The 23,237-nt window shown below is 49.0% G+C and carries 19 protein-coding genes; 2 read left to right on the plus strand and 17 right to left on the minus strand.

What is annotated here, in order from left to right; translation table 11 throughout:
- Window positions 1–68: 68 nt before the first annotated feature.
- From EXU85_RS19345 to EXU85_RS19390, 10 genes are all read right to left on the minus strand, one after another.
- On the minus strand, window positions 69–1,256 hold the full coding sequence (locus EXU85_RS19345; protein WP_142773665.1) for a four-carbon acid sugar kinase family protein: 1,188 nt from the start codon (window positions 1,254–1,256) through the stop codon (window positions 69–71).
- 53 nt (window positions 1,257–1,309) lie between these two features.
- Window positions 1,310–2,368: a 4-hydroxythreonine-4-phosphate dehydrogenase PdxA gene (gene pdxA / locus EXU85_RS19350; protein ID WP_142773666.1), complete on the minus strand. Its 1,059-nt coding sequence runs from the start codon at window positions 2,366–2,368 to the stop codon at window positions 1,310–1,312.
- 30 nt (window positions 2,369–2,398) lie between these two features.
- A complete protein-coding gene (locus EXU85_RS19355; RefSeq protein WP_210422386.1) occupies window positions 2,399–3,313 on the minus strand; it encodes a dihydrodipicolinate synthase family protein in 915 nt (304 codons plus the stop codon).
- Between the two features lie 8 nt (window positions 3,314–3,321).
- The gene (locus tag EXU85_RS19360; protein ID WP_142773668.1) at window positions 3,322–4,470 is read right to left on the minus strand and encodes an iron-containing alcohol dehydrogenase; all 1,149 of its coding nucleotides are present in this window, start codon (window positions 4,468–4,470) and stop codon (window positions 3,322–3,324) included.
- 95 nt (window positions 4,471–4,565) lie between these two features.
- Window positions 4,566–5,696, minus strand: a complete 1,131-nt coding sequence (locus EXU85_RS19365; RefSeq protein WP_142773669.1) for an exo-alpha-sialidase — start codon at window positions 5,694–5,696, stop codon at window positions 4,566–4,568.
- Between the two features lie 75 nt (window positions 5,697–5,771).
- Window positions 5,772–6,476: a DUF3826 domain-containing protein gene (locus EXU85_RS19370; RefSeq protein ID WP_142773670.1), complete on the minus strand. Its 705-nt coding sequence runs from the start codon at window positions 6,474–6,476 to the stop codon at window positions 5,772–5,774.
- A complete protein-coding gene (locus EXU85_RS19375; protein WP_142773671.1) occupies window positions 6,473–7,990 on the minus strand; it encodes a sialate O-acetylesterase in 1,518 nt (505 codons plus the stop codon). Before EXU85_RS19375 ends, EXU85_RS19370 begins: the two co-directional genes overlap by 4 nt.
- 231 nt (window positions 7,991–8,221) lie before the next feature.
- Window positions 8,222–10,162: an exo-alpha-sialidase gene (locus tag EXU85_RS19380; RefSeq protein WP_246859159.1), complete on the minus strand. Its 1,941-nt coding sequence runs from the start codon at window positions 10,160–10,162 to the stop codon at window positions 8,222–8,224.
- The gene (locus EXU85_RS19385) at window positions 10,159–13,305 is read right to left on the minus strand and encodes a DUF6298 domain-containing protein (RefSeq protein ID WP_142773672.1); all 3,147 of its coding nucleotides are present in this window, start codon (window positions 13,303–13,305) and stop codon (window positions 10,159–10,161) included. The genes EXU85_RS19380 and EXU85_RS19385 overlap by 4 nt, the downstream gene beginning before the upstream one ends.
- A gap of 24 nt (window positions 13,306–13,329) precedes the next feature.
- Window positions 13,330–14,973, minus strand: a complete 1,644-nt coding sequence (locus EXU85_RS19390; protein WP_142773673.1) for a polysaccharide lyase family 1 protein — start codon at window positions 14,971–14,973, stop codon at window positions 13,330–13,332.
- Between the two features lie 412 nt (window positions 14,974–15,385).
- Between EXU85_RS19390 and EXU85_RS19395 the strand changes: the two genes are divergently transcribed.
- Complete coding sequence (locus tag EXU85_RS19395) at window positions 15,386–16,534, plus strand: aldose epimerase family protein (protein WP_142773674.1); 1,149 nt, start codon at window positions 15,386–15,388, stop codon at window positions 16,532–16,534.
- Window positions 16,535–16,633: 99 nt separating this feature from the next.
- On the opposite strand, the gene mtgA is transcribed toward EXU85_RS19395, so the two are convergent.
- The 3 genes from mtgA to EXU85_RS19410 form a co-directional block, all read right to left on the minus strand.
- Window positions 16,634–17,497: a monofunctional biosynthetic peptidoglycan transglycosylase gene (gene mtgA, locus EXU85_RS19400; protein ID WP_210422387.1), complete on the minus strand. Its 864-nt coding sequence runs from the start codon at window positions 17,495–17,497 to the stop codon at window positions 16,634–16,636.
- A gap of 106 nt (window positions 17,498–17,603) precedes the next feature.
- Window positions 17,604–18,740 carry a radical SAM family heme chaperone HemW gene (hemW, locus tag EXU85_RS19405; RefSeq protein ID WP_142773675.1) on the minus strand — a complete coding sequence of 379 codons (1,137 nt, stop codon included), beginning with the start codon at window positions 18,738–18,740 and terminating at the stop codon, window positions 17,604–17,606.
- A gap of 155 nt (window positions 18,741–18,895) precedes the next feature.
- Window positions 18,896–19,348 (minus strand): GNAT family N-acetyltransferase, encoded by a 453-nt coding sequence (locus tag EXU85_RS19410; RefSeq protein WP_142773676.1) that lies wholly within the window; start codon window positions 19,346–19,348, stop codon window positions 18,896–18,898.
- Between the two features lie 52 nt (window positions 19,349–19,400).
- Between EXU85_RS19410 and EXU85_RS19415 the strand changes: the two genes are divergently transcribed.
- Complete coding sequence (locus tag EXU85_RS19415) at window positions 19,401–20,762, plus strand: hypothetical protein (RefSeq protein WP_142773677.1); 1,362 nt, start codon at window positions 19,401–19,403, stop codon at window positions 20,760–20,762.
- A gap of 335 nt (window positions 20,763–21,097) precedes the next feature.
- Here the strand turns inward: EXU85_RS19415 and EXU85_RS19420 are convergent, their stop codons facing one another.
- Genes EXU85_RS19420 through EXU85_RS19435 form a run of 4 tightly spaced genes read right to left on the minus strand, consistent with a single transcriptional unit; the run spans window position 21,098 to window position 23,200 of the window.
- Window positions 21,098–21,943, minus strand: a complete 846-nt coding sequence (locus EXU85_RS19420) for a PhzF family phenazine biosynthesis protein (protein ID WP_142773678.1) — start codon at window positions 21,941–21,943, stop codon at window positions 21,098–21,100.
- Between the two features lie 35 nt (window positions 21,944–21,978).
- Window positions 21,979–22,644, minus strand: a complete 666-nt coding sequence (locus EXU85_RS19425) for an HAD-IA family hydrolase (protein ID WP_246859162.1) — start codon at window positions 22,642–22,644, stop codon at window positions 21,979–21,981.
- Between the two features lie 56 nt (window positions 22,645–22,700).
- Window positions 22,701–22,895, minus strand: a complete 195-nt coding sequence (locus EXU85_RS19430; RefSeq protein WP_142773680.1) for a hypothetical protein — start codon at window positions 22,893–22,895, stop codon at window positions 22,701–22,703.
- A gap of 17 nt (window positions 22,896–22,912) precedes the next feature.
- Window positions 22,913–23,200 (minus strand): YciI family protein, encoded by a 288-nt coding sequence (locus EXU85_RS19435; protein WP_142773681.1) that lies wholly within the window; start codon window positions 23,198–23,200, stop codon window positions 22,913–22,915.
- Window positions 23,201–23,237: the final 37 nt, after the last annotated feature.

A 23,237-nucleotide genomic window follows, 5' to 3' on the forward strand; every position in this document is an offset into this window, starting at 1 on the left:
ATTGGTAGTCATTTCATTGGCATTGATTGTCATTGGTGATAGCAACTATCAATGACCACTAATGACAGTCAATGACTACCTAATGACCACAATGCCGGTGGCCAGTGATAGCTTCCCGGTTTTACAGTAATATATAATTCTTCTGGGCGGCATCCCGCTGGGCGGAATTCCGCTGTTTTAATAGCTCTGGTTCGAACGACTCCAGGGGCCAGCTCCTGAACAGGCTCAAGCCGCGTGATACCGATTTCCCGAAGGACAGACGCAGCCGTTGAGCCTCCTTCAATGATCAGTTCGTGAACTGTAACCTGATTCAACACCTCCTTCACTACCATTGCCATTACGGTTCGCAAGTGAAGTGCCATACCCGTTTTACCCTCCGTGGAATCAGGATCAATAGCGAGGATCACCTGCTTTTTTCGTTGCAAATAACCTGCAATTTCGGTTGCCCAATTGGCAAGTGCAACAGACATTAAACCACCCACATTCGTTAGCTGGCTCGGCATATAACTCACGGCATGTCCAGCTTCTTTCGCACTTTTCACTAACTCAACCCGATCGCCAAAACTGCTTCCGCAGACGTAAAGGCGGCATTCATTCAGGATAACTAGCTCATCAATAGGTTTTTTTGGCAATTGTAGTGAATCCAGAATCGCGGTAAAGAACCCTGACCCGCCAATCGGTAAAGTCTGTTTATCAAGGTGATTTACCCAGTTGTGCAAATCAGCCTGTTTTTCAACTTCACCAATGATAATACCCTCATTTGGCAATGTAGACAGAGCCGCCAGTACCTGTAAACCAGTAGCCCCACTAAACCGTTTTTGTATAGCTGACTCCGTTATTGGAAACTCTGGGTCTTCGGCAAAATGAGTTGTATGAATTCGTTCGCCATGAATGTAGTAATGCCCGTCAACAAGAGTTCTGCCCAGTGCCGGATTTGCCGGAACGATCAGGGCTTTTGTCAAACCAAGAACCACCAATTGCGCGTGTACTTCCGCAATAATATGCCCACGTAGTACCGAATCGACCTTTTTGTAAATCAGGTCCGGCTGCATGGCACCTAAAGCCTCACTAACGTCGGTCATTTCCTGTACAGCTTCTGATTCAGAAACTGACCGGGCATCGGTAGCAATAACGATTAATTCGGCACGTGACTGCGAATTGACAGACATCGCAAGTTCAACGGTAAGTCCGTAGGTTAGGCCAATGCCCGCTAATTCGGCCGCTCCCGTTAAATCGTCTGCAATGACAGCTATCATAGGTTAATGAGCGAAAGAGTGAATGAGTGAATAACTCGCGTCATCTCGCTCTTTCACTCATTCACTCTTTCGCTCATTACAGAATTTTTCGCCAATCGCACCGCCGATTCAATGGCCAGTACCATTGCATCGGGACTGGCAACGCCCTTTCCAGCAATTTCAAAGGCCGTTCCATGATCGACGGACGTGCGGATAATGGGCAGGCCCATAGTGATATTTACCCCCTTGACACTATCCATCTGCTTTTTATCGGCATTCCATTTGAAACCGGTCAGCTTGAATGGAATATGGCCCTGATCGTGATACATAGCCACTACGCCCCCATAGTAGCCTGTAGCCGCCTTGGAAAACAGCGTATCGGCAGGAACGGGACCTTCCACATCATAGCCCCGACGTCTGGCTTCTTCAACGGCGGGTAAGATTTCCTCGTCGTCTTCTGTGCCAAACAGGCCCGAATCGCCAGCGTGGGGATTCAGGCCAGCTATTCCAATTTTCAGATTGGTTTCACCCAGCGAAATCAGGCCGTTGTAGAGTAGTTCGGTTACGTCAAGAATCCGATCTTTTTTTACCAGATCGCAGGCTTGCCGAAGCGATACGTGCGTGGATACGTGAATCACTTTCATCTGATCCTCCACCAGAAGCATGCCGTATTTCTTTGTATTCGTATACTGCGCATAAATTTCGGTATGCCCCGCAAAATGGTGGCCCGCTTCATTAATAGATTTTTTGTTGATCGGCCCTGTAACGGTTGCATCCACCTCATCGGCCAGAGCCAGATCAATAACGGTTTTCACCGAAGCAAAAGCAGCTTCTCCGGCCATTGCCGATATTTCGCCGAATTGCAGCGTAGCCAGGTCAACGTTGGCCAGATCGTACACGTCAATCGTACCCAACTGGAAGTTCGCATCCTGAACCGCTTTGATCGGGTGAATGACTGCGCGCAGACCCAATCGGGTTGCAATGTCCTGAAATACACCGGCATCGCCAACTAATAACGGATTACAAATCTCGTAAATGGCTGGATTCAACAGTGCCTTAACGGCTATTTCGGGGCCAATACTCGCGGGATCACCCATGGTGATTCCTACGATTGGTTTGTGTTCAGTGTTCATATTGTTACGCGGACAGTCTGCTTTACTAACTCAAAGCTGTATTTCTTCTTTTTCCACCAACTCAGCCAGGGCAATTTTCAAGTCGGTTTCTTCACTGGTCGATAGTGCCTGCAGAGGTGGCATCATGGTCGTTCCGCAGAGGTTGTATTCCTGCATCAGCACTTTAAGCGCCCAGAGGGACTCGCCCAACGTACGGCCGGCCTGATACAGATGCCCAAAGACATCCGATTGACTTTGATAACCGTAGGCTTTGTCTTCATCGCCTTCCTGAACCGCTTTCAGCATGTCGCGGTAAATAGCTGGCAGCAGATTCCCGGTACTCGGTACCAGCCCATCGCTACCCCGCAACAACGCATCGGCCGAGCGGGCTGCCCACCCCATAAAATGGCTGAAATCAGGTCGGTTGGCCCACAGGGCAAGGGCTTCGTGCAATCGTTCGGTGCTGCGCTCTGAGTCTTTAATTCCCACAATGTTAGGGTGAAAGCTCAGCTCATCGACAATCGGCAACGGAATCGACATTCGGGTGGTGGCGAAAATGTTGTAGATAATCAGCGGGCCATTCAGTTGATCGGCCAACTGCTCGAAATACTGCTTCATCTGGCTCTCCGACAGTGCATAGTACGAGGGAAGCGTTGCCGCTACGGCATCGACACCTACATCAAAGCAGTAATTGGCAAACTCAACCGACTCTTCCAGGCAGTTCGACGAAATCCCGGCGTATAATATTGTATCCGCCGATTTTAATCGGACGGCTTCCAGCACATATGCCTTTTTCAATGAAGTGGGCAAGGAAGACGATTCGCCCGTTGTTCCCAGTACAAAGGGCATAGCGTTACTGGCCTGTAAATTGGCAATCATCTTCTCGACAGCCGCTCTATCTAATTGATACCCTTCGGTGAGGGGTGTAACCAGCGGAACCACAACACCCTGGTATTTCTTTTTCATACTCATAGCTAATAAGCGGCTGTATAAATAGCGATAGCATCTTCGCGGGTTATTTCCCGCGAGTTATTTTTCAATAAACGGGTTATTTTCAGGGCATCATCAGCCATCTGAGGAATCACATCTTTGGGAATATTCACGTCTCGTAAACGGGCTGGAATACCACATTCCCGAATCAGGTATTTTAGTTTCCGGACACCCTTTGCCGCCGTTTCGGCATCATCCTTACCTCGTTCACAACCGAGTGCAATGGCTACCTGCGCATACCGACTAACAGCTGCGGGGATGTTAAACTCCATGACATACGGTAGCAGTAACGCATTAGACAGTCCATGCGCCAGATGAAACAGGCTACCCAACGGATACGAAAGTGCGTGTACGCCAGCCGTATTCACTGGACCCAGGCAAAAACCGCCCAGCAAACTCCCCATCGCAACGTGCGTTCGAGCTTCTTCGTTGGTACCATCCTGAACAGCCTGAACAATGTTGGCAGCAATGAGTCGCATACCCTCAACCGCATACATGTCGATGAAGGGTTGCGCAAATTTGTTGGTGTAGGCTTCCAGACAGTGCGTCAGCGCATCAATCCCGGTAGCTGCCGTAATCGCTGCCGGTACACTGATGGTCAGTAACGGGTCGACATACACGATGTCGGGCACCAAAAATGGACTGATAATACCTTTCTTCTGATGATCAGCCCCATCCACCAAGATGGCGTTTGGCGATACCTCGCTGCCGGTTCCAGATGTGGCTGGTACACAGATTAGTTTTCTGCGTCGGCTGGTTAGATTGCCAATGCCGAGCATGTCGCTCAGGGTTTGGTCATTTTCCAGTTGAGCGGCCACTAATTTGGCGATATCCAGTACGCTTCCTCCACCAATACCCAGCACCACATCAGGATTGAAGGGCGAAACGGTTTGCATCAGCTTGTCAAAATCCGCAAACGAGGGTTCCTGGACAATACTAGTGTCAACCTGAACGGCTATGCGGTTCGATTCCAGCGTATCCAGCAGGCTTTTAAGCTGTTCCAAAAGAGGGCTTATCGTTACGATCAGCACCTTTTGTGGGGCTATCTGTATGATTTCATTGGCCAAATTTCCAAGGGAGCCTTTGCCAAAAACCAGTTTGCCGGGAAAGTGTATTGTTAATTCCTGTGTCATTGTTTTCCGGGTTTTTGTCATTCCGACTTTAGGAGGAATTTCAAGCTTAATAAATAGAGACTTGAGATTCCCCCTAAGGTCGGAATGACAAAAAATCAATCCTTCGTAATTTCCTTTGCAACAGGTGCCGAATAACCAGCCAATGCAGGCCATACCCCATTTTCAATTGGCTTTAATTTCAATTTTTGGGGATCAATAACCGCGTGCTTGATCTTCTGCCGACGCCAGGTATAGATCACATGTATCAGTCCATCACTCGTTTGAATTATGGATGGATACGAGTACTGACTGATGGGAGAATCTTCCAGAATCATGGCTGCCGACCAGTTTTTGCCGTCTGTTGAAACGGCTAAATTCAGGGGTGTCCTTGGCCCTTTTGCCAATTCACCCGGTGGCAGTACATGGTTGTATACCAGTACCTGCCGACCGTCTTTCAGCGTTACCGCATCGGTTCCAGAGTTGTTATTGGGCAAGGTTGTTTTGGTCAATGGCGACCAAGTTTCTCCGTTGTCCGTTGACCAGGATTCCTCAATAGCGCGGTCTCTGCTGCGGGCCAGAATCTGAAGTTTGCCGTTTCCATACGTCAGCACACTGGGTTGAATGGCATTCAGCGTTCGGCCATCATTGATGGGACCGATTTTACGCCATGTTTTCCCAAAGTCGGGTGTTAGTTCAAAATGCAGTTTCCAGCCATCTCCTTCAGTACTGGAGGGGCAAATTAGATTGCCATTCGACAGCAATACTGGCTTGTTTTTTACCGGGCCAATATAACCTTCGGGTAATGCCTTCGCGGCCGACCAGCTACGCCCGCCATCCGGCGATGTTTTCAACCAGCCTTTCCACTTAGACGGGCTGGGGCCAATCTTGTAGAACAGCATCAGATCCCCTTTTGGAATCTGGTACAGAACCGGGTTCCAGCAGGCGTACCGAAGGGTATCGTTGATGATCCCATCCGCTACATTCTGCGGAGCCAGCCACTTCCCATTCTCCTGCCGACTCACCCAAATACAGACATCCGGATTCCGTTCCTTCGTGCCCCCAAACCAGGCCGATACCAGGCCTTTCGGTGTTTCTGCAATGGTGGCTGCGTGGCTTTCGGGAAAGGGCGGATTCTCAACCACAAATTCATCCACTACCAACCCGGATTGCCATTTAGCCAATTGGGCATAGGTCGTGTTGATTAGGGTCAGGCTTGCGAAAAGGGTTATGTATAAAAGCTTTATCATCGTTGGGTTAGTCGTTTCTTTTTGAATCCTACTTGCTTCGTTTTCGCTTGACTTTGCCAAGCGAAAACGGCATGATCAATTTGTTGCCTGCTTCTTATCAGCTGCTTTTTTGGCTTTGATGGCTGCGGTGTAGGCATTGTACATTTCCCGCCAGTTTCGGCCGTTGGCATTCAGATACTGCTCCGATTTGGTTTTGTATATCTCAAAAATGACCGAGATCTCTTTCATGCTTTTGTAGTCGATGGCCTGTTCACGAGCCTGTTCCAGAAAACCCAGAATGGTTTCTTCCTCCTGAGCAGTTAGGTTCGGTACAATGGCTTTATAACCCGCCATCGTGAATGCCACTTTCCCAATTGTGTATTTGTCGAGCACGGCATCGACCTGTTTCTTATCGAGGTCTTTCTGTAGCCCAGTCATCAGATCCTGGTGAACGGTTTTAGGAATGGCCGAATCAGCAATAACTTGCCGATCAAGGTCAGACAATGGTTTCCCCGTTACAGGGTTTATGCCCGCCGGAACCGTACTGGCTGGATGCTCATTGTGCCAATCACGGGTAGTTTTCAGATGGGTAGCCACAACGTCGGTCAGGCGTTTTTCTTTGGCAGGATCGTTCAGATTCAGTGATGCAATCCAGTCCGCTGCTTTCTTTTCCAGCTCGGCATCAGCTTTGGCTTTTTCGTCAACTTCGGTGGTCTGTTTAGCAGGCTGTTCCTGACAGAAAGCAGGAGATGCAAACAGGACAGCGGCCACAACTATACAGCGGTTAATGGTCTTTTTCATAGCGATTTTGAGGTTGAACTTCGTATAGCTGAGCGGCCAAACGGCGTTGATTCGCCAGCTTTGCCAGTTTCGGCGAGTTGCTTTTTTAATGGGTTATCCGTCCGGAAGGGCCGGGCGGGCAAGCCTTCCTGATTGACCAGATTCGGTTGGGCCGCTTCGTCCCAGGCAAAACGAACCGCCACCGGACGTTGTACACCAGGCGCTGATACGAGTATGTGTTTTCCATCAATGCTGGCCTGGGCCGGTACAAAAACCCTATCAGCACCGGCAATTGTAAAGTCGGTGAGTAGCTGCCCATCTTTGCTGACTAAACCCGTTCCGATTTGTGAGAAGTGCAATTCAATGGCCCGCCCTCTGACCTTCATTTTTTCGTAAACCGGCCCTTCAGAAACAACTGGTTTTTCATAATCAGCGGCCAAGGCGAGTAGTGCCAGCCGACGGCCAATTTCCCATTTGAACGGCGGGTGAATGTCAGACAAGTCGTCGGCCAGATCAGTCGTTGTAATCATGCCCGTTCGGGGGAGGCTCAAAACGGCCTCCTGAGCTTCCCGAAATGCAGGCAGTGTTTCTTTCGTCAGCGCAACTTTCCCTTTCGATTCTGAATACCGGAACGGCACTAGCTGAGTGTAATAAACCGACAGTTTCGGGTCATTCCAGGCGCTTCGCCAGCTTGTAATGAGCGTTTTGAGTTTGTGCGAATACGTTATCGTTTCGTTCAAAAAACAGTTCGACTCACCCTGATACCATAGAAAGCCTTTCAGCGCAAACGGTGCCAGCGGTCGAATCATGGGTTCATAGAATTTTCCCGGCTCACCATCAACTTTTTGATTACTATAATACGCATCCTCCCGAAAAGCTGCTTCCGAAATCCAGGGTTCAATCCGACTCCCTGGTATGGCCGATGAGATGACACCGATCGGTACATTCAAGCTTTTATAGAGTTCTTTCGCGAAAAAATAAGCTGGAGCCGAAAATGAGCGCAAGGCCGAATCCTGCGCCACGTTCCATCCCCGATGCAGCGAATCCGGCTTACTCAATTCCTTTCGGTTGACCAAAAAGATGCGTATCTGCGGATTGTTGGCATACTCCAATTCATCGACCGGACTATGATCATTAATGAATTGAGTGGCCAGCGACCGCTTCACTTTGCTGTTCTTCCGCATCGTGTATTCCATATTCGACTGGCCTGAACACAACCAGACTTCGCCCACCAGAATGTTTTGCAGTCGAATAGTATTGGTGCCCGAAATAACCAGTTCCAAGGGGATTGCTGAGGCTTTGAACGGCTTTAGAGTTACACTCCACTTGCCTGTTCCATCAGCGTATGTCGTCTGATTTTGTCCAGCAAACTGAACGCTCACTGTTTCCCCTACCGACGCTTTACCCCAGATAACCACTGGTTTACCCTGTTGCAGAACCATGTTATGCCCTAAAATTCGGGGCAACACAATCTCTGCTTTCAATTGGAGTGAAAGCAGAAGTAAGGTGATAGCGAACAGGTTATGCTTATTCATTAACTGTTATAGTTTCGCGTTTAACTACCCCAACCCGCTTCAGGGCAGGGCTGTTAAGTGCTGGTCTATTTACCCCCCAACCCCCTGAAGGGGGAGCAAATCCACTTCGAAGTACTCCCCCTTCAGGGGGTTGGGGGGTAAATAGACCAAGCGTTTAAAAAGTTAGTTTCACTAGCCTAAATTAAGAACTTAACAGCCCTGCCCTGAAGCGGGTTGGGGGTAGTTTAACTATTACTCCACTCGACTTGGTACGCTACTCGTTTTAAATGACTTGATCACAAAAACGGCTTCATCATCCTGCTCGCCCGGTTTTGGCAAATCGTAGCTCTGATCCGTAGGGGTATCGGCATCTGGAAAGCGACGGACACCACCCGTGCGGAAAACCACCCGACGGAACGATGCCACAGGCGCAAAAAAGAGTCGATTACCTTTGGATTGTCCGTTCACATAAGTAACGAACATTCGCTTGTCGCGGTCCAGCTCAATCCGAATGTCGTATTGTTTACCAGCCTCGTATTTCTGGATACCCGAATCCCGATAGCCCACTTTGGCTTTCAGCAGACTGTCGGCATCGAACAACAGTCGAACAGCCGGGCTGCCCTTTGCATCCTGAAATTCAATTTGCAAAACGCCCTTATTGGCCTGCTGTGGTACGATTGAGAACTCGACGGTTAGCTTCTTCGAATCGGGAATTACCCGCTCTGCTTTGGCAAAATCGAATTTGTCTTTGTCGCGGAGCACCAATGCTTTGGCACCGGAAATCGTTTCTAGTTGAGCCGTAGCCTGAATTGGACTGTATATATTCCAGTAGTTTAGTTCTTCACCCGCCGGGAGTTGGGCAAATACCTCGTTCGGATGTGTTTTCACCTCGTCGGTTATTGGAACCGGAATACTAGCTACCCAAATGTCTTCCTTGTTCACGCTGTAGGTGACCCACAGGTTGCCATCGGGTGGTGTACCGTTACCCTCTTCAATACCCCGGACGTATTGCGGTCCATAAGATTTGTAGGCACCCCCGTAGCGCATGGAGGTGATTTCCCCATTAACCAGTAATAGATTAGTGTAATTGAGTCCGTCTTTGCCGGTTGAAACAGCTAGCGGCCAGCGAAACTCGGAGGGATTATACACCGTAGCGTATTGCCCATCCGAGGTTTTTTGTCCCCAGATTTTAGCATTGCTATTAACAAAACCCAGTGCCCGAAGCGGATTGTACAACCAGGTTTTCCCCTCGTCTTTACTGATCGTAGTAAGGGCATGTTTCCACAAACCGACCACTCGGTTATCGGGAAGATGGTAATAGCTGAATGCTTTCACATCCTTTTTGAGTGAAATTAGCGGGTCGTTCCGGTCCGCTTCTTCCACCCATTGCTGCATCATGAGCGGATTGGCCAGCAATTCATCGCAAGCCTCTACGAAGCCTTTATCTTTCGAACTGGTGTAGAAGGGGTACGTCGACTTCGATCTATCCCAAGTTGCGTTATTCCGGATAAAGTAAATCGGCCCATACTTGCCATCTGGATAGATTTCGCGCACCACGCGCCCAATGCCGTTCCCATCGTTTGGGTCGTCTTTGGGGCCCATCACGATGCCGTAAAAAGCTAGTGTCAGGAGCCGCTTGTTCTTTGCCACGAAAAAGCCCATTCGCTGGTGCATAACCGCGTACAGGTCCTTCGCCACTTCCGGCCTACCTACTTTCTTCCAGCCATCAGGAATTTTGTAGGGGGGGAAAATGATGGTTGGCTTGGACCAAGTGCAACCATCTTTCGAAGTTGCCAGCAAGGTTTGGCCGGGTGGCACATGTTCGCCAACGGGATTACTCAGGTATTGCAGGTAGAACGTATTATTCCAGTACGCCAGCATGGGCGCGTGGTTGTACGTCCAGCTAGAACCGCCCGCCAGTTCGGGATGCTCGCGGTTTGCCCGAACGACCTGGATGTTATGCACACCCACCGCCAGACTTAACTGTCCGTGATGATAATCGACATTGGAGAGTGTCTGGCCGCTATAACGGACGGTATCCTGCGCGTAGGTTTGGGTGAAGCAGTTGAAGAGTAGTAGTATGAAAACCCCTAAATCCCCTAAAGGGGACTTTGTCCACATGCGAGCTAAGTCCCCTTTAGGGGATTTAGGGGTAAAGCCACTAATGAGAAATTGCTTTATGTCCACGCTCATAATCCTTTATTCTTTTTCACCCAGATCACTTCCGTACTTTCTGGCTGCTTGTTGAGGCTAACTACGTTTCCTCCTTTCACCACCTCGTTCGATTTTATAATCTGCCCCGTTTTCGGGTTTACGTAACTAACCGAATAGGAACCCGTTACTTTGCTTAAATCAAGTTGAACGGGTGCCGTTGATTCGCTGTAAATAATATAGCCTGTCTTTTCATCGCCCATGGCCCATTGACGGGTAGGTTTCTGAGGCAAATCCAGCGGTTGCATCTGGCCAGCATCGGCCAAAAATTGAGGGTCTCTAACCGCTGGAATACTGGGCATTGATCCACCCGCCATCAGCACTGCCCAACCCATTGAGTCGAAACTGTCGGCGGCATAGAGTACGGCTTTATCTGAATACTTTTGGCGGTATTCGCTCACCGCCCGATAGACCTGCTCAAACGATGTCTTCTTAGGTGCAACCAGCCGGGCATGTTGGCGGGGAGCCAGATTTTGTCCACCAGCAGGCGCATAGGCCGAACCATTAGCCTGATAATGCCAGAACCGAATGTCGATCAGATTAATAACCGAAGCCCGTTTGGCATCGGCCAGAATCGCATCCTGAACATCTTTGGTCGTACTTAAGCCAATAAGCACCTTTTTGCCGGTTTCCTTTTCCCATTCGCTTATGGTGTCAATCCAGAACTGGACAAAATGCAAGGGCCCGGTAAACTCCGCGCCAATGAGTTGAATGACGCCCGTGTTAGTTGTGAAATTCGTTAGGCACTTGCGGATGTAGGCCCGATGCAAGGCCCGTCGGATCGGGTGCGACACATCGTAAAACTGCTCCGCCATGAAAATCCGTTTATCACCAGCGTAGGGTACAGGCTCAGGAAAGCCTGTATTGTTGATGTTGTTGACAGGACGCCAGGGAAAATCGGCATAGTGGGCACCCGCTTCGATGATGTTGTGCTGGAAATAATTCTCGTGAATGAGGGTCAATCCTTTCTGGTCGGCGAGGTCAGCAAATTGCTTCAACCGATTCCAGTACCAGTTGTTGTATTTTGTCAGATCGTATTTGCTGAGGCCGTCCCAGGCTGTTTCTTTGCCGCTTCGGGCGAAGGGGAGTTCATAAAAGGGTGGCCATACTTCGCCATCCATCCGACGAATCCGTTCATGGTCATCCCGCCGACGCTCGTACCAGAGTCCGTAGTTATGGTCAATGGCCTGTATATTCCTGACGGTCAACGAATCGGTTAGTTCGTCCAGATTATCGGTCAGCCCTTGCCCCGTCATGCCCGGCACAAAACGGGTGATGTGCGGCTTGACATTGTTCAACCCATAGGGCCGGGCGCTGCCGTTCCACCAGGGCACTTCCTGGCGACGACCGCTCACAAGCGTACTACCCCGAACCAGCTTGCCGTGCTGAATCTGCATCGGCGCAGATTTTGGTAGGGTTAGTTCTTTCGGCAAGCCAATTGTCTCAATCGACTTTGCCGTTGTGGTTGTTGGAATGGCTTGGCGTGATGAAGCCGCCGTGATAAAATCGTATAATGTTGGCGCTGGATGAACGGATTGCCTGGTTAAGGCTGCGGCTACCTCAACTTTCGGGCTACTTGACGCTTCGGATTCAACGGGTAATAGAATAGTTCTACCTGTGATGTTGTCACCTAATCGGTCCTTTAGTTGGGCGTAATACAAGCTTCGAGGCTGAATATGCTCGTTGGACATATCCCAATACCCATCCCCGGCAAACTGTGCCCAGGTACCAAACGCCCAGTTTTGTGCGGTTGGTGGCCGATAATTTTCAACACGGGCAGCGGTACATTGCCAGAAAACACTGTTGGCAGCGCTCCAGCCAGCCCCTTGCCCATCCTGGCCGAGATTGGTAAAACGTAACGCATTCCCGTCAATATTGACGATATCAAACAATATGCCCGACGCCCAGCTATCAATGGCACCACTAAAACTAAAGGGTAGATGCGATTCGCACTGCACAAAGGCATTCGGACCGGCACTGCAATAGCCAACGGCAAAATCATGGTAGCCAAATTCAGCATACAATCGTTGACAAAGCACCTGCTGCCCCCGAACCAGGAACGTAGTACGGCGCTCCCCACCAATTTCGGAGATCGGCTCCAGTGATTGGCAATCCTCAATCGTAACACGTTTTGCCGTTTCCTGGACATTTACCGCCGAACCCGCAAAATGGGTAAAAACCACTTGTCGCACCCAGGCATCCTGAACGTTTTCGAGGACAATGGCCATCCAGCGATGATCTTCATCTTTCGGATTGGCTTTATCGTACGACGATTCCAGTTTCAGATTTTCAACCCCAGATTGAGTAATTCGCCCAGACCAGGTATACTTAGCAATGGTGCCCCCACCGTAAGTAGAATCCAGAGCGGTTGTCAACGGGGCATCCAGCGTGAGTTCGGTGCCGTTCACGGCTGTAACCTGCCGATCCCACATAATGTCGCGTTGGCCGGGTTTCCAACCCAGTGACGAGACACCTCCACCAAACTGGTCGGTTCCCAGTTTCTGAATCCATTCTTTGGTCGACGGCCTGCGTATCTGAACAAAATCACCAGCTTTTAAGTCTGTTGATTTCGCCACATGAATCTTCAGAGCATTGACAGGTATGTACCCATCGGCAATCGAACTACCAGAAGCCAGATGTCGGTCGTTTTTCCCAGAGATTGTAATCAGATTGTCGCGACTAAAACCCGTTCCGAGAAGGGTTGTTGCCTGTATTCCACTGCCCCGTAGTACAACGCCCGAAGCGTCTAGTTTCAAACTTCCCGCTACTTCATACACGCCCTTTTCGAGCAGAACGGCTCCCCGAAACCCATCATTATTGATCGGCAACGAGGCCACATAGTCAATGGCCGCCTGAATTCGACGGGTAGCATCCCCCTTCCGAGCGGGTACAACAATCTTGATGGCCACGTTCGGAATGGCTTGTTCGCCCGCTTTATAACCGCAATATGAAAAATCAGGAATACGGTTACCCAATTCGTCTGGGGTGTAGATTAAATGCCCCTCCTGACCAAGCGCTACGGGTTGCTTTTTAATCGGCTTATTCCCCTGCGCGCATACCGCACCAATACGTCCAATGGCGATCAGCAGACAAAGCAGGAGAATAAACCGGTTGGGTTTGAGCATGGTTTCAGGCAGAATTTTTGACTACTACGTTCTCGGTCTTACCTGTTGAACGGGAACAACACTGTTCAGGTACTCCTCAATATTGGTATACCCATCCTTATTTTTATCCTGACTGGCATCCGAGGCATCCTTGGGGTTGAGGCCATTTTTCGCTTCCCAGGCGTCCGGCATACCATCTTTATCGGAATCAACGTAAGGGGTGCCTTTGTAGTCAGGATAACCACCAACCTGGCTAGGATCGGTAATGATGCCATTTTTATACGAATCAATGGGTAGCCGACGATGCTTAAACTGGGTTTCAGGTAATTTCACACCTTCTTTGTAAGCAATCTTTCCGGTACGTACCTGCTCTACGACGCGTGCATCGACAGGATCACGCTTAGGCAAGGTAGCGCCTGCGTTGGCCAATACATAGTCATACGCCTGTTGCGCCGACAGTATAGTGAGTTTAGGCATTGGAAGCGGCTCTTTCCATTTAATGCTGGCCGTATATTGACCCGCATTGGGCATCTCTTCCACCTGAACACCCCCATCCCAGTTATCTTTCGTCACCTTGTCATGTCCTTCCACAATGTTGCCATTGACGTAAGCACGCCCATACTCCCGATGATCCAATTTACTACGTCCCGATTCAGGTTTTAGAATCCGGTAGCCAATTGGTGAATCTTTTGGCGTTTGAGGACCCGGCTTATAATAGTTATTGATGATGTTGTACATCGCGGTGTAGTCGCCACCATCCGTTGACCGATGCACCCAGTTGAAGATTACGTTGTTCGTGAAATTGAAGATTCCGTTCCAGCCGATTGATGGGTTCCGGCCCGCGTTATCGGCCCAGAGGTTGCGCATGAACGTACAATTTTCGCCCCCTAGTGTGCTACCAAAGGCGTGATTCCAGGTATCCAGGGCTTCGGAGAAAATCGAATTCTGAATCGTGATATTGACCGTTGGGAGCTTCTCTTCCAGCGGTTTGCCCGTGCTATCGTTATACATATGGCGGTACATCGACATATTTTCGTCCAGCCCCCAGCTTGCCGACACGTGGTCGATCATAATATTACCAATCGGGTTACCCCCAATGGAATCGTCGCGACGGCCTACGTTGGTTTCGCCCCGACGGAAACGCATATAGCGAACAATCACATCGTGCGTATTGATCCAGACCGATTCACCCGCTACACAAACACCATCGCCCGGTGCTGTCTGACCGGCAATCGTAATATAAGGCGCTCGGATAATCAAGGGCGTTTTCAGGCGAATAATTCCGGCAACATTAAAAACAATGGTACGGGCTCCTCCCTGCTCACAAGCATCACGCAAGGTGCCGGGCCCGCGATCGTCCAGACTGGTTACAACAATCACCTTACCACCCCGACCACCAAATGTATAGGCACCGCCCCCCTCAGCACCGGGGAAAGCCGGGATATGAGCTTGTGGCAGATCAACGGGGCGAGCAGCCCAGGGTACATAGGGTTTTCCTTCCTGTGCTTCTTTTTTAATGATTGGTAAGGCTTTTAACCATGCAATGTCCGACTGTCGTCGGGATTCGTTCAGTAGGTCATCACTTTCCTTCTGTACATCCGCCGGAATAGTCGGGTACTGGGCAAAAACAGTCTGCTGACCTAGTACTAGGGCCGCAAAAAGTAAAATGGAACTACTAAGTTTTTTCATTGGACAGGGTTTCTGTTGAGTGAATGCTGTATCGACTCATTTAAGGCAGTTTGATCTTCCGCTGGCAGCTTCTGCTCAGATCGTATATTAACATCAAAATAAGGCTAAAAAATAGGGCAATATCTATATCATTTTTTCGGCAATGTATAGGATATTATCATCGGCTATTAAAACAAGTGCCCACAGTTGGAAAAGGACATAGAATTGACTGCTCAACGACTTAAACGAAGCCACTTATCAAAAATCAGTAACCACAAACAGGGAGAATAATGAGTCAACTACTCTGTGTACTCTGTGCCTCTGTGGTTAATAACGTAAGATTCATGATTGCCAGTTGGGGTAAAATAGGAGCTTCATGGCCTTATTGGAGTTTATAGGGCCATTATCTCCCTTATCTAAATTGGTTCACCGTATGAAACTCCTTATCATTACCTTATCTGGACTGTTTTTTTTAACTAGTATGATGCATAAATCTGATACCGACGAATCAGCCACTGAGCCCAAAGCAGGTATTGAAAAAACACACTATGGAACATTCCCCGATGGCCGCGTAGCCGATCTGTTTACGCTTCGGAATGCCAAAGGGATGGTCGTAAAAATCACGAACTACGGTGGCTATATCGTTTCCTTTACGGCTCCAGACAAGGCTGGTAAACAGGAAGATATAGTACTGAACGTGCCTACCTTCGACGATTATGTAAAAGGAACACCCAGTTTAGGCCCCATTATCGGGCGTTTTGGCAACCGGATTGCCAACGGAAAATTTACGATCGATGGGAAAGAATACACGCTGGCGCAGAATAATAATGGTAACCACATTCACGGCGGCCCAATAGGTTTCGACAAGCAACTATGGACAGCCACGCCCAAAGACGGTAATGAACCGGCAGTCGTGTTAACGTATTTATCGAAAGATGGTGACCAGGGCTTTCCCGGCAATTTAACCGTAGAGGTAACCTACACACTTCAAAAAGATAACGCGCTTCGCATCGACTACAAAGCCACAACCGATAAGCCGACCATAATCAACCTGACCAATCATACCTATTTCAATTTGAGTGGGATGAAGCAGGACGTCATGAACCATGTTTTGATGGTAAATGCCAATAAGTACCTGGCAACCGATCCCAAACAGATTCCAACCGGCGAACTAGTCTCCGTTGCTGGCACTCCATTCGATTTTACGAAACCAACGGCCATCGGTACCCACATTAACGACACTACCGATACGCAAATTCGGTATGGCAAAGGCTACGACCACTGTTGGGTATTTACCAATCCGGCGAAGACACTGAAATTAGGCGCTACAGTGTATGAACCGACCACTGGCCGTTTTATGGAAATGTACACGACCGAACCAGCTGTACAGGTTTACACGGCCAATAACCTGAATGGCAAGCTGATGAATAAGGATGGCGTGGCGCTGAGTAAGCGGTTTGGCGTTTGCCTGGAAACCCAGCACTTCCCGGATTCGCCGAACCACCCGGATTTTCCGACTACCGTACTACGCCCCAATGAGACGTATAAAAGCACAACGGTGTATAAGCTTTCAGTGAAGTAAATAGAACGCTGATTCGTATGATTAGTATGATTTACGCGGATAAAATCTCCCATAAATCCGCGTAAATCTTAACAATCATAAAAATCAGCGTTCTATTGTTCACAAATTCCGAATGTATTTCTGTCCGCCCAGGTAGCGCATTTGCCGGGCAATTTGAGTAGTTCGGCGTTGTATGTAATTCGATGGGTTTTTAATTGAAAACTGGCGTGGGTTTGGGAGTACTGCCGCTATCCGGGCAGCCTCATTCCGTGAGAGGGAAGCCGCCGAATGCCCATAATAGCGCTGTGCAGCCGCTTCGACCCCAAAGGTCATTGGGCCGGTTTCAGCAACGTTCAGGTATACTTCCAGGATGCGCTTTTTGCCCCAGATCAACTCAATCAGCATGGTGAAGTAGACTTCCAACCCCTTACGGACGTAACTGTGTCCACTCCAGAGAAAGACGTTTTTAGCTACCTGCTGCGAAATAGTGCTGGCCCCCCGTGATCGTTTACCAATCTGATTTTCTTTGATGGCATCCTGAATTTCGTCGAAATCAAACCCCCAGTGCGTTGGAAATGCCTGATCTTCTGAAGCTACAACAGCAAGGGCTGCTTCTTTGCTGATGTTATCGTAAGAGCGCCATTTTTTGTATACGTGACCGCTCTCCTCCGTCCCGATGGTATCGACCCATCGCGAGACTACTAAAGGCGTTACTAAAACGGGGACGTATTTCAGCACGATTACATATACGAGAGAACCAAAAAATAGCCAGAGGAAGGCTTTCACACAAAAGCCATAAACGCTTTCCAGCAAAGGTTGCTCACGCATAAACCGCCGAACTTTTTGAAAGCGCGACGGCTCTGGTCGGCTGGAAGTGCGGCCTCCAACCTTAGATTCCCGCTGGGTAAACGCCTGTGGTGCTTTTGGGCGTGGTTGCTGAGGGGGACTCGTACGAAATGTGTTGACTGGGCGCTGCGGATTCATAGGTGTAGGAGCATTCCGCGAAAATAATAGTAAGGTCGATGTAAACCCGCTTTTTAGCTAAAATCCCCGAAAAAAGCGGGGCCCTACGGTACAACACGCTCGTTTCCTACTCCACAAACAAGGTTGCAGCGACACGATCGGCAAACAGTTTACCTGCATTGGTCAAACGCAGACGGTCGCCTTCGCGGATGAGCCAGCCCGATGCGTACATCGCTGCGAGGTCTGAGGCCTGCTGGTTCTCAAAATCAGTTCTCAGCAACCCGTTCAGTTCGGTCAGTGAACATCCCCACTGTGTCCGTAACCCCGTCAGCAAATAGTCGTTTACCTGGTCAGCAATCGTTAATTCCTCTACTTCAGCGGGTAGTTTCCCCTGCCGAATATCTGCGATATAACGTACATTATTGGCAATATTGTATTGCCGCGAATGACCATTATACGAGTGGGCACTTGGGCCAATCCCGAGGTAGGGTTTTCGTTGCCAGTACGCGGTGTTATGACGGGCGTATTGAACTGTTTGATCCTGTCCGCTTCGGGCAAAATTCGAGATTTCGTAATGGGCATAGCCCGCTTGTGTTAACGCCTGCGTTAGCTCCTCAAACTGCTCGGCGGCTATCGCTTCATCGGCGGGCGGTAGCTTTCCTTTCTGCTGCCACCGGCCAAAAGCGGTGTCGGGTTCAATGGTCAGTGCGTAAGCGGAGAGGTGCGGTACGTCCAGCGCACGGATTTTCTGCAAATCGAGTTGCCAGCGAGATTGGTCACGGTTGGGGATCCCGTAAATCAGATCGACGCTCAAATTCTCAAAACCTGCCTCCCGTGCCAGCCTGACACAGTTTTCGGCTTCGGTTGCCGTATGCGCCCGGTTCATCCAGTGGAGCGTCGCTTCATCGAAAGTTTGGATTCCGATACTCAGGCGGTTCACGTACTGGCGCAGCATCCGCAATTTCTCGGCACTCAGATCATCCGGATTGGCTTCGAGGGTAATTTCAGCCGAAGGAGATACCGTAAAATAGGTATGAATGGTCTCAAAAATCTGCGCTAACTCAGCCTCGGTTAACAGGGAGGGTGTCCCCCCACCGAAGTAAATTGTCTCCAGATTTGGCGTAGGTAGGTATAAATGCTGCATCCGTATTTCGGTACAGAGCGCATCCACCAAAGCCGATTTCTGCCCCATGTTCGTACTAAAATGGAAGTCGCAGTAATGGCAGGCCTGCTTGCAGAATGGTATATGTATATAAAGGTGCATTTGCCCTATTGACAACAAAGTGGGGAGATAGGTTTAATGGGGAGAAGAAAAGGGAGGAAGGAGGAGAGGGAGGAAAGGGAAAAAGTAAGTGTTTCGGAAACGCGTCTATCACCTATTCCCTTTCGTCCCTCTCCTCCTTCCTCCCTTTCCTCCCTCTATAACTTTTTCTCCAGAACAATCATGAGTCCATACGTACCCTGCACAGTACCAATAATATCGAAACCAAAGCGGAGGTTGAGGATCAGCATGGAACGCCACTGGTTGTAGGTCTGTGTTCGAATAGTATGATACTTATTCTGACGACACCAGTCATGCTGTTGGCGCATCAGTTCAGATGCGATGCCCTGCCCTCTGTAGTCTGGATGAACGCCACCCAGCCAACTGTAAAAATGACCTGGCTTTCGTTCATAGCCAAGTTTACAGCCCACAACGTGTTCGTTTTCAACAGCCAGTACCAGTTGTAACTCCATACGCTCTTGTTGATAGGTAAGATCGGCAAGTAAGGAATCGCGGGATTGATTGCCGAATAGCATGACCAGTTGATCAATTAGAGCAGTAAATTTAGGTTCGGGGGGCAATCCGTCAATCATTTCATAGCGAACATCCATGCAGTAAAAATACAGGGAAAACCACTATTTTGCAGTTCAACCTTCCTATAGCATGGACCTCCCTGAACCATTTTTACCAGAAACGCCACCCACTGAGACAGCAAATGAGCCCCATCAACTTAGCGATCTCACCAGTCAAAGCTGGAATCTGGAGTTGCTTATTTCGGGCGCAGCCTTATTTGCAACGCTGAGTCTGCCCGATTTCCTGGATAGTCTGCTCGCCTATTATCGCTATAACCTCATGACGGATACAGATTTTATTCATGAAGCCTTACCGACGCAGACGATGGCATTAATAAAGGGGGGATCTTACTTTTTATTTGGTGCATTTCTGGCCCATTTTATCATGCGGGCCTTTTGGGCCGGACTCGTAGGCCTGCTGGCGGTTTATCCAGATGGTATACGATACGATCAGATCTATAACCTAAGTCAGTACGCCCGGAAACGGTTTGCCCAGGAGATGGGCTCACTACAGGATTATATCATTCGACTAGATCGTCGGTGTAATATAATTTTCGCCCTGGCATTTAGCCTGGTTCTGTTCTTGCTAGTCATAGCTACTTCTTATATTCTATTTATTCTTCTGGAAACTATTCTACAGGTTCTCCTGCCTCCCTCCCTATATAACACGGTCCGAGAACTGGTGGCCTGGATTTTGGGTATTGTACTCACTGTAATTAGCCTTACAGCTACCATATTGAATTTGCCCAAGTTTCGTGATAACCCAAGGTTTGCGCCAATAACGTTCCAGTATACAAAGGCATTTTCATTGAAGCCCATCCAGTATATTGCCTACACATTCTTTAGTCAAATTCCGAAACAGGTAATAAAACGGCGATTGATTGGGATTTTAACGATCTTTTTTCTTGCTGAATTTTCATTTATGGTAATAGATCTGGTGCAAGGCCTGGGGGCATCTGATGTACTGGACAGCCGCTCCTTTATGATCCTGCGTGCACCCACTAAAACCGCAAATGCCAATTCATTCGACAATTTACGTAACCCCGGCGAATTGGTGGATAAAGTGAGTATTCAGGCCGATGTAATCCGGGAACCCTATCTGCGGCTGTTTGTGAGCTATCCAAAATTATTGGATGCAGAATTAAGCAAGCGATTTCAGGAGCCCAACTGGCCAGTGAGTCTTTCCCGACAAGAACGACGCGAAAAACGGGCCAGTTGGTACCTGAGCGTATTTGAAACGTATTTCGGGGTATACCTGAATGACTCACTCTACAAAGCGCCGGGCTTTCTGTTTACCCAACACGTTGATACCGGCCAGCGCGGGCTGACAACCGTGTTAATAACGGCAAATCTTAAAACAGGCCGAAATATGCTTAAGCTAACCGTTCCCGATTCAACCAATAAGCCAACGCCTTACTGCCAGATACCCTTCTGGTATGTTCCCGAAAATTAATCGATCAATCAGGGCATTTCTTGCAGCGTTTACCCTTCTTATATTTTTTGCAGCACTTCTTCAACACACACTCATTGCCCAAAAACGGACTAGATTGATGAAGTGGTCTACTGTCATTAGTTGACACAAAGCCGTCTGAAACGAGAAAATCAGAATTCATTGATACCTGTTGTTTTGTATAACAAAGGTAGCTTGTTTAGATTAATTACAAATTATTGAATCAACTAATTCTCATCTATAAATTCAAAGTCTTTTCCTTAAAACCATTCTGTAATAGTTCCCGTGGCATCAGATGCTTACATCTGATGCCACGGCAGGCAGCTATTTCTGTCAAGTTAAAGTCTCACCTCCCCAATTAAATACAGTTGTACTTGGCCCGAAATATCAACGCGGGGCGGATTGGTGCCGTCGTCGTTGAGCTTGCAGCGAAGGTAGCCACCCCGTTTAGAAAGTTGCCGGGCAGTTAATTCCGTTTTGCCCAGTTTCTCAGCCCAGTAGGGAATGAGCGTTGTATGAGCCGACCCCGTAACCGGATCTTCATCAATGCCTGTTTGTGGCCCAAAAAATCGGGACACAAAGTCAACCGACTCCTGGTCCCCTGTATTATTACCCGGTGCGGTAACGATAATACCCCGTGCCGGTACAGTGCTCATTTCCCGGAAATCTGGATCTAAGGCTTCAATCTGCGCCTGCGTTTCATACACGAGCATGAAATCTGTTTTTCCTTTATAAATAGCCAGGGGTTTTTCGCCCACACTAGCCACTAAAGCAGGAGGTTGCAAATTGGATTTGTGTACTGTGTCGGCGGGAAAATCGAGGGTCAACCAACCGTTTTCGCCCCGGCAAACTTTTAATAAACCACTGCGTGAATTAAAAAAAATCTCGTCGTTAGGAATAGCCGTCTCTTCACCCTCCGGCTTATTTTCCAGATAAAACACCACATGACCAGTAGCTAAGGTCGCATGGCCACATAAGTCAACTTCAATAGTTGGCGTAAACCAGCGAATGTGATAGGTAGCATCTCCCTCGGTTTTTACATAGAAAGCTGTTTCAGCCAGGTTATTTTCTGAGGCTATCAGCTGCATCTGTTCGTCCGGTAGCCATTCTGTTAGGGGAACAACAGCAGCTGGATTTCCGGCAAACAATCGATCGGTAAACGCATCGAGTTGATAAATACGCATGAGAGTTAAGGGTGTGCCAAGGCACTGTTAGGAAGTTAGGACTCGTATTCTGTTGCTTGTAAAGTATCAATCAGGGCCGCTGAGAATTCGGAAAGAGAAGGCAGGATGCAATCGGCAATCGAAAATTTAGGATCATTGTACTCAAAAGCGCCAGGTACAGCCACCGTTCGCATACCGGCGTCATAGGCTGATCGGAGCCCGCTACCTGAATCCTCAAATGCCAGACAATTAGCAGGCAGTACGCCTAGTTTACGAGCCGTACCCAGGTACACATCCGGGGCTGGCTTATTCCGGGCTTCCAGCGTTGCCGAATGCCAGAGTGTCAGCGACTTGCGGATACCGAGTCGATCAATAACGACCTCAATTAAGCTCATGGGCGAAGCGGAGGCAATGGCCGTTGGGATACCCCGATCACCAAAAAAGGCAATAGCCTCCAGCGCGCCCGGCATTGGTTCGGCCAAATGGGCAATTCGCTCGTGAACCCCGTGCGTAATAGCATCGGCAAGTTCCTGGACAGTACGACCCGGCGACTCCGGATCGATCCAGGGAGCGCGCGCGAACCAATAACGAACTACATCCAGAATTGGCATTCCGGTGGTTTGTTTACATTCATCATCGGTCAGAAATAGGCCAACCGTTGCAAATACCTCCCGCTCCATAGCCCGCCAATGGGGTTCTGAGTCCACAAGGAGGCCATCCATATCAAATATTGCTGCGTGTATCAAGTTTGTATTCAATTGGTTTTTGAATTCCCGACTCAACGGGCATGCTCAGTCTGTTTCACGGTGGGCACGTCATTGACTTCAAGGGTGTCATCGTCGACAACAGTTGTATCGACGGTAGCTGTGGCTGTTTTCGTTTTATTAGCGTCTCCGCATGAGGAAAGTGAAACCAGAAAAATCAGTAAGCAAGCACCTGCGAGATACCTGAAGCGTACAGTAGTATCACTCATTTCTGTATGGTTCAATGTCATACACTGGCCTGGCGGAAAGGTTTCACGTCAATAGTATTCCATACGCCCTGCACAATATACGGGTCGTTTTTGAGATACTCATTTAATTGATCTTCGGTTTCCATCGTCAACAGGAGCATGGACCCAATCATTTTCCCATCCGGATCAAGCAAGGCTCCTCCCAGCACAAACTGGCCTTTGGCTTTTAACTCACTTACATAGGCAAAGTGCGCAGGCCGGGCAGCCATGCGTCGGTCAAGAGCATCAGAGTCGGTATGGTCGTATGCGTGGATGATATACTGCATGAATCTGGTCAATGATTTAATTAGTGTTTCTATTCCG

The sequence above is a fragment of the Spirosoma sp. KCTC 42546 genome (genome assembly GCF_006965485.1).
Taxonomy (GTDB): Bacteria; Bacteroidota; Bacteroidia; order Cytophagales; family Spirosomataceae; genus Spirosoma.

What these genes read in the sequence shown, in the direction of transcription:
- EXU85_RS19345 (WP_142773665.1), bottom strand. Translation starts at nt 1,256, where the DNA reads ATGATAGCTGTCATTGCAGACGATTTAACGGGAGCGGCCGAATTAGCG.
- pdxA (WP_142773666.1), bottom strand. Translation starts at nt 2,368, where the DNA reads ATGAACACTGAACACAAACCAATCGTAGGAATCACCATGGGTGATCCC.
- EXU85_RS19355 (WP_210422386.1), bottom strand. Translation starts at nt 3,313, where the DNA reads ATGAAAAAGAAATACCAGGGTGTTGTGGTTCCGCTGGTTACACCCCTC.
- EXU85_RS19360 (WP_142773668.1), bottom strand. Translation starts at nt 4,470, where the DNA reads ATGACACAGGAATTAACAATACACTTTCCCGGCAAACTGGTTTTTGGC.
- EXU85_RS19365 (WP_142773669.1), bottom strand. Translation starts at nt 5,696, where the DNA reads ATGATAAAGCTTTTATACATAACCCTTTTCGCAAGCCTGACCCTAATC.
- EXU85_RS19370 (WP_142773670.1), bottom strand. Translation starts at nt 6,476, where the DNA reads ATGAAAAAGACCATTAACCGCTGTATAGTTGTGGCCGCTGTCCTGTTT.
- EXU85_RS19375 (WP_142773671.1), bottom strand. Translation starts at nt 7,990, where the DNA reads ATGAATAAGCATAACCTGTTCGCTATCACCTTACTTCTGCTTTCACTC.
- EXU85_RS19380 (WP_246859159.1), bottom strand. Translation starts at nt 10,162, where the DNA reads ATGAGCGTGGACATAAAGCAATTTCTCATTAGTGGCTTTACCCCTAAA.
- EXU85_RS19385 (WP_142773672.1), bottom strand. Translation starts at nt 13,305, where the DNA reads ATGCTCAAACCCAACCGGTTTATTCTCCTGCTTTGTCTGCTGATCGCC.
- EXU85_RS19390 (WP_142773673.1), bottom strand. Translation starts at nt 14,973, where the DNA reads ATGAAAAAACTTAGTAGTTCCATTTTACTTTTTGCGGCCCTAGTACTA.
- EXU85_RS19395 (WP_142773674.1), top strand. Translation starts at nt 15,386, where the DNA reads ATGAAACTCCTTATCATTACCTTATCTGGACTGTTTTTTTTAACTAGT.
- mtgA (WP_210422387.1), bottom strand. Translation starts at nt 17,497, where the DNA reads ATGAATCCGCAGCGCCCAGTCAACACATTTCGTACGAGTCCCCCTCAG.
- hemW (WP_142773675.1), bottom strand. Translation starts at nt 18,740, where the DNA reads ATGCACCTTTATATACATATACCATTCTGCAAGCAGGCCTGCCATTAC.
- EXU85_RS19410 (WP_142773676.1), bottom strand. Translation starts at nt 19,348, where the DNA reads ATGGATGTTCGCTATGAAATGATTGACGGATTGCCCCCCGAACCTAAA.
- EXU85_RS19415 (WP_142773677.1), top strand. Translation starts at nt 19,401, where the DNA reads ATGGACCTCCCTGAACCATTTTTACCAGAAACGCCACCCACTGAGACA.
- EXU85_RS19420 (WP_142773678.1), bottom strand. Translation starts at nt 21,943, where the DNA reads ATGCGTATTTATCAACTCGATGCGTTTACCGATCGATTGTTTGCCGGA.
- EXU85_RS19425 (WP_246859162.1), bottom strand. Translation starts at nt 22,644, where the DNA reads ATGGATGGCCTCCTTGTGGACTCAGAACCCCATTGGCGGGCTATGGAG.
- EXU85_RS19430 (WP_142773680.1), bottom strand. Translation starts at nt 22,895, where the DNA reads ATGAGTGATACTACTGTACGCTTCAGGTATCTCGCAGGTGCTTGCTTA.
- EXU85_RS19435 (WP_142773681.1), bottom strand. Translation starts at nt 23,200, where the DNA reads ATGCAGTATATCATCCACGCATACGACCATACCGACTCTGATGCTCTT.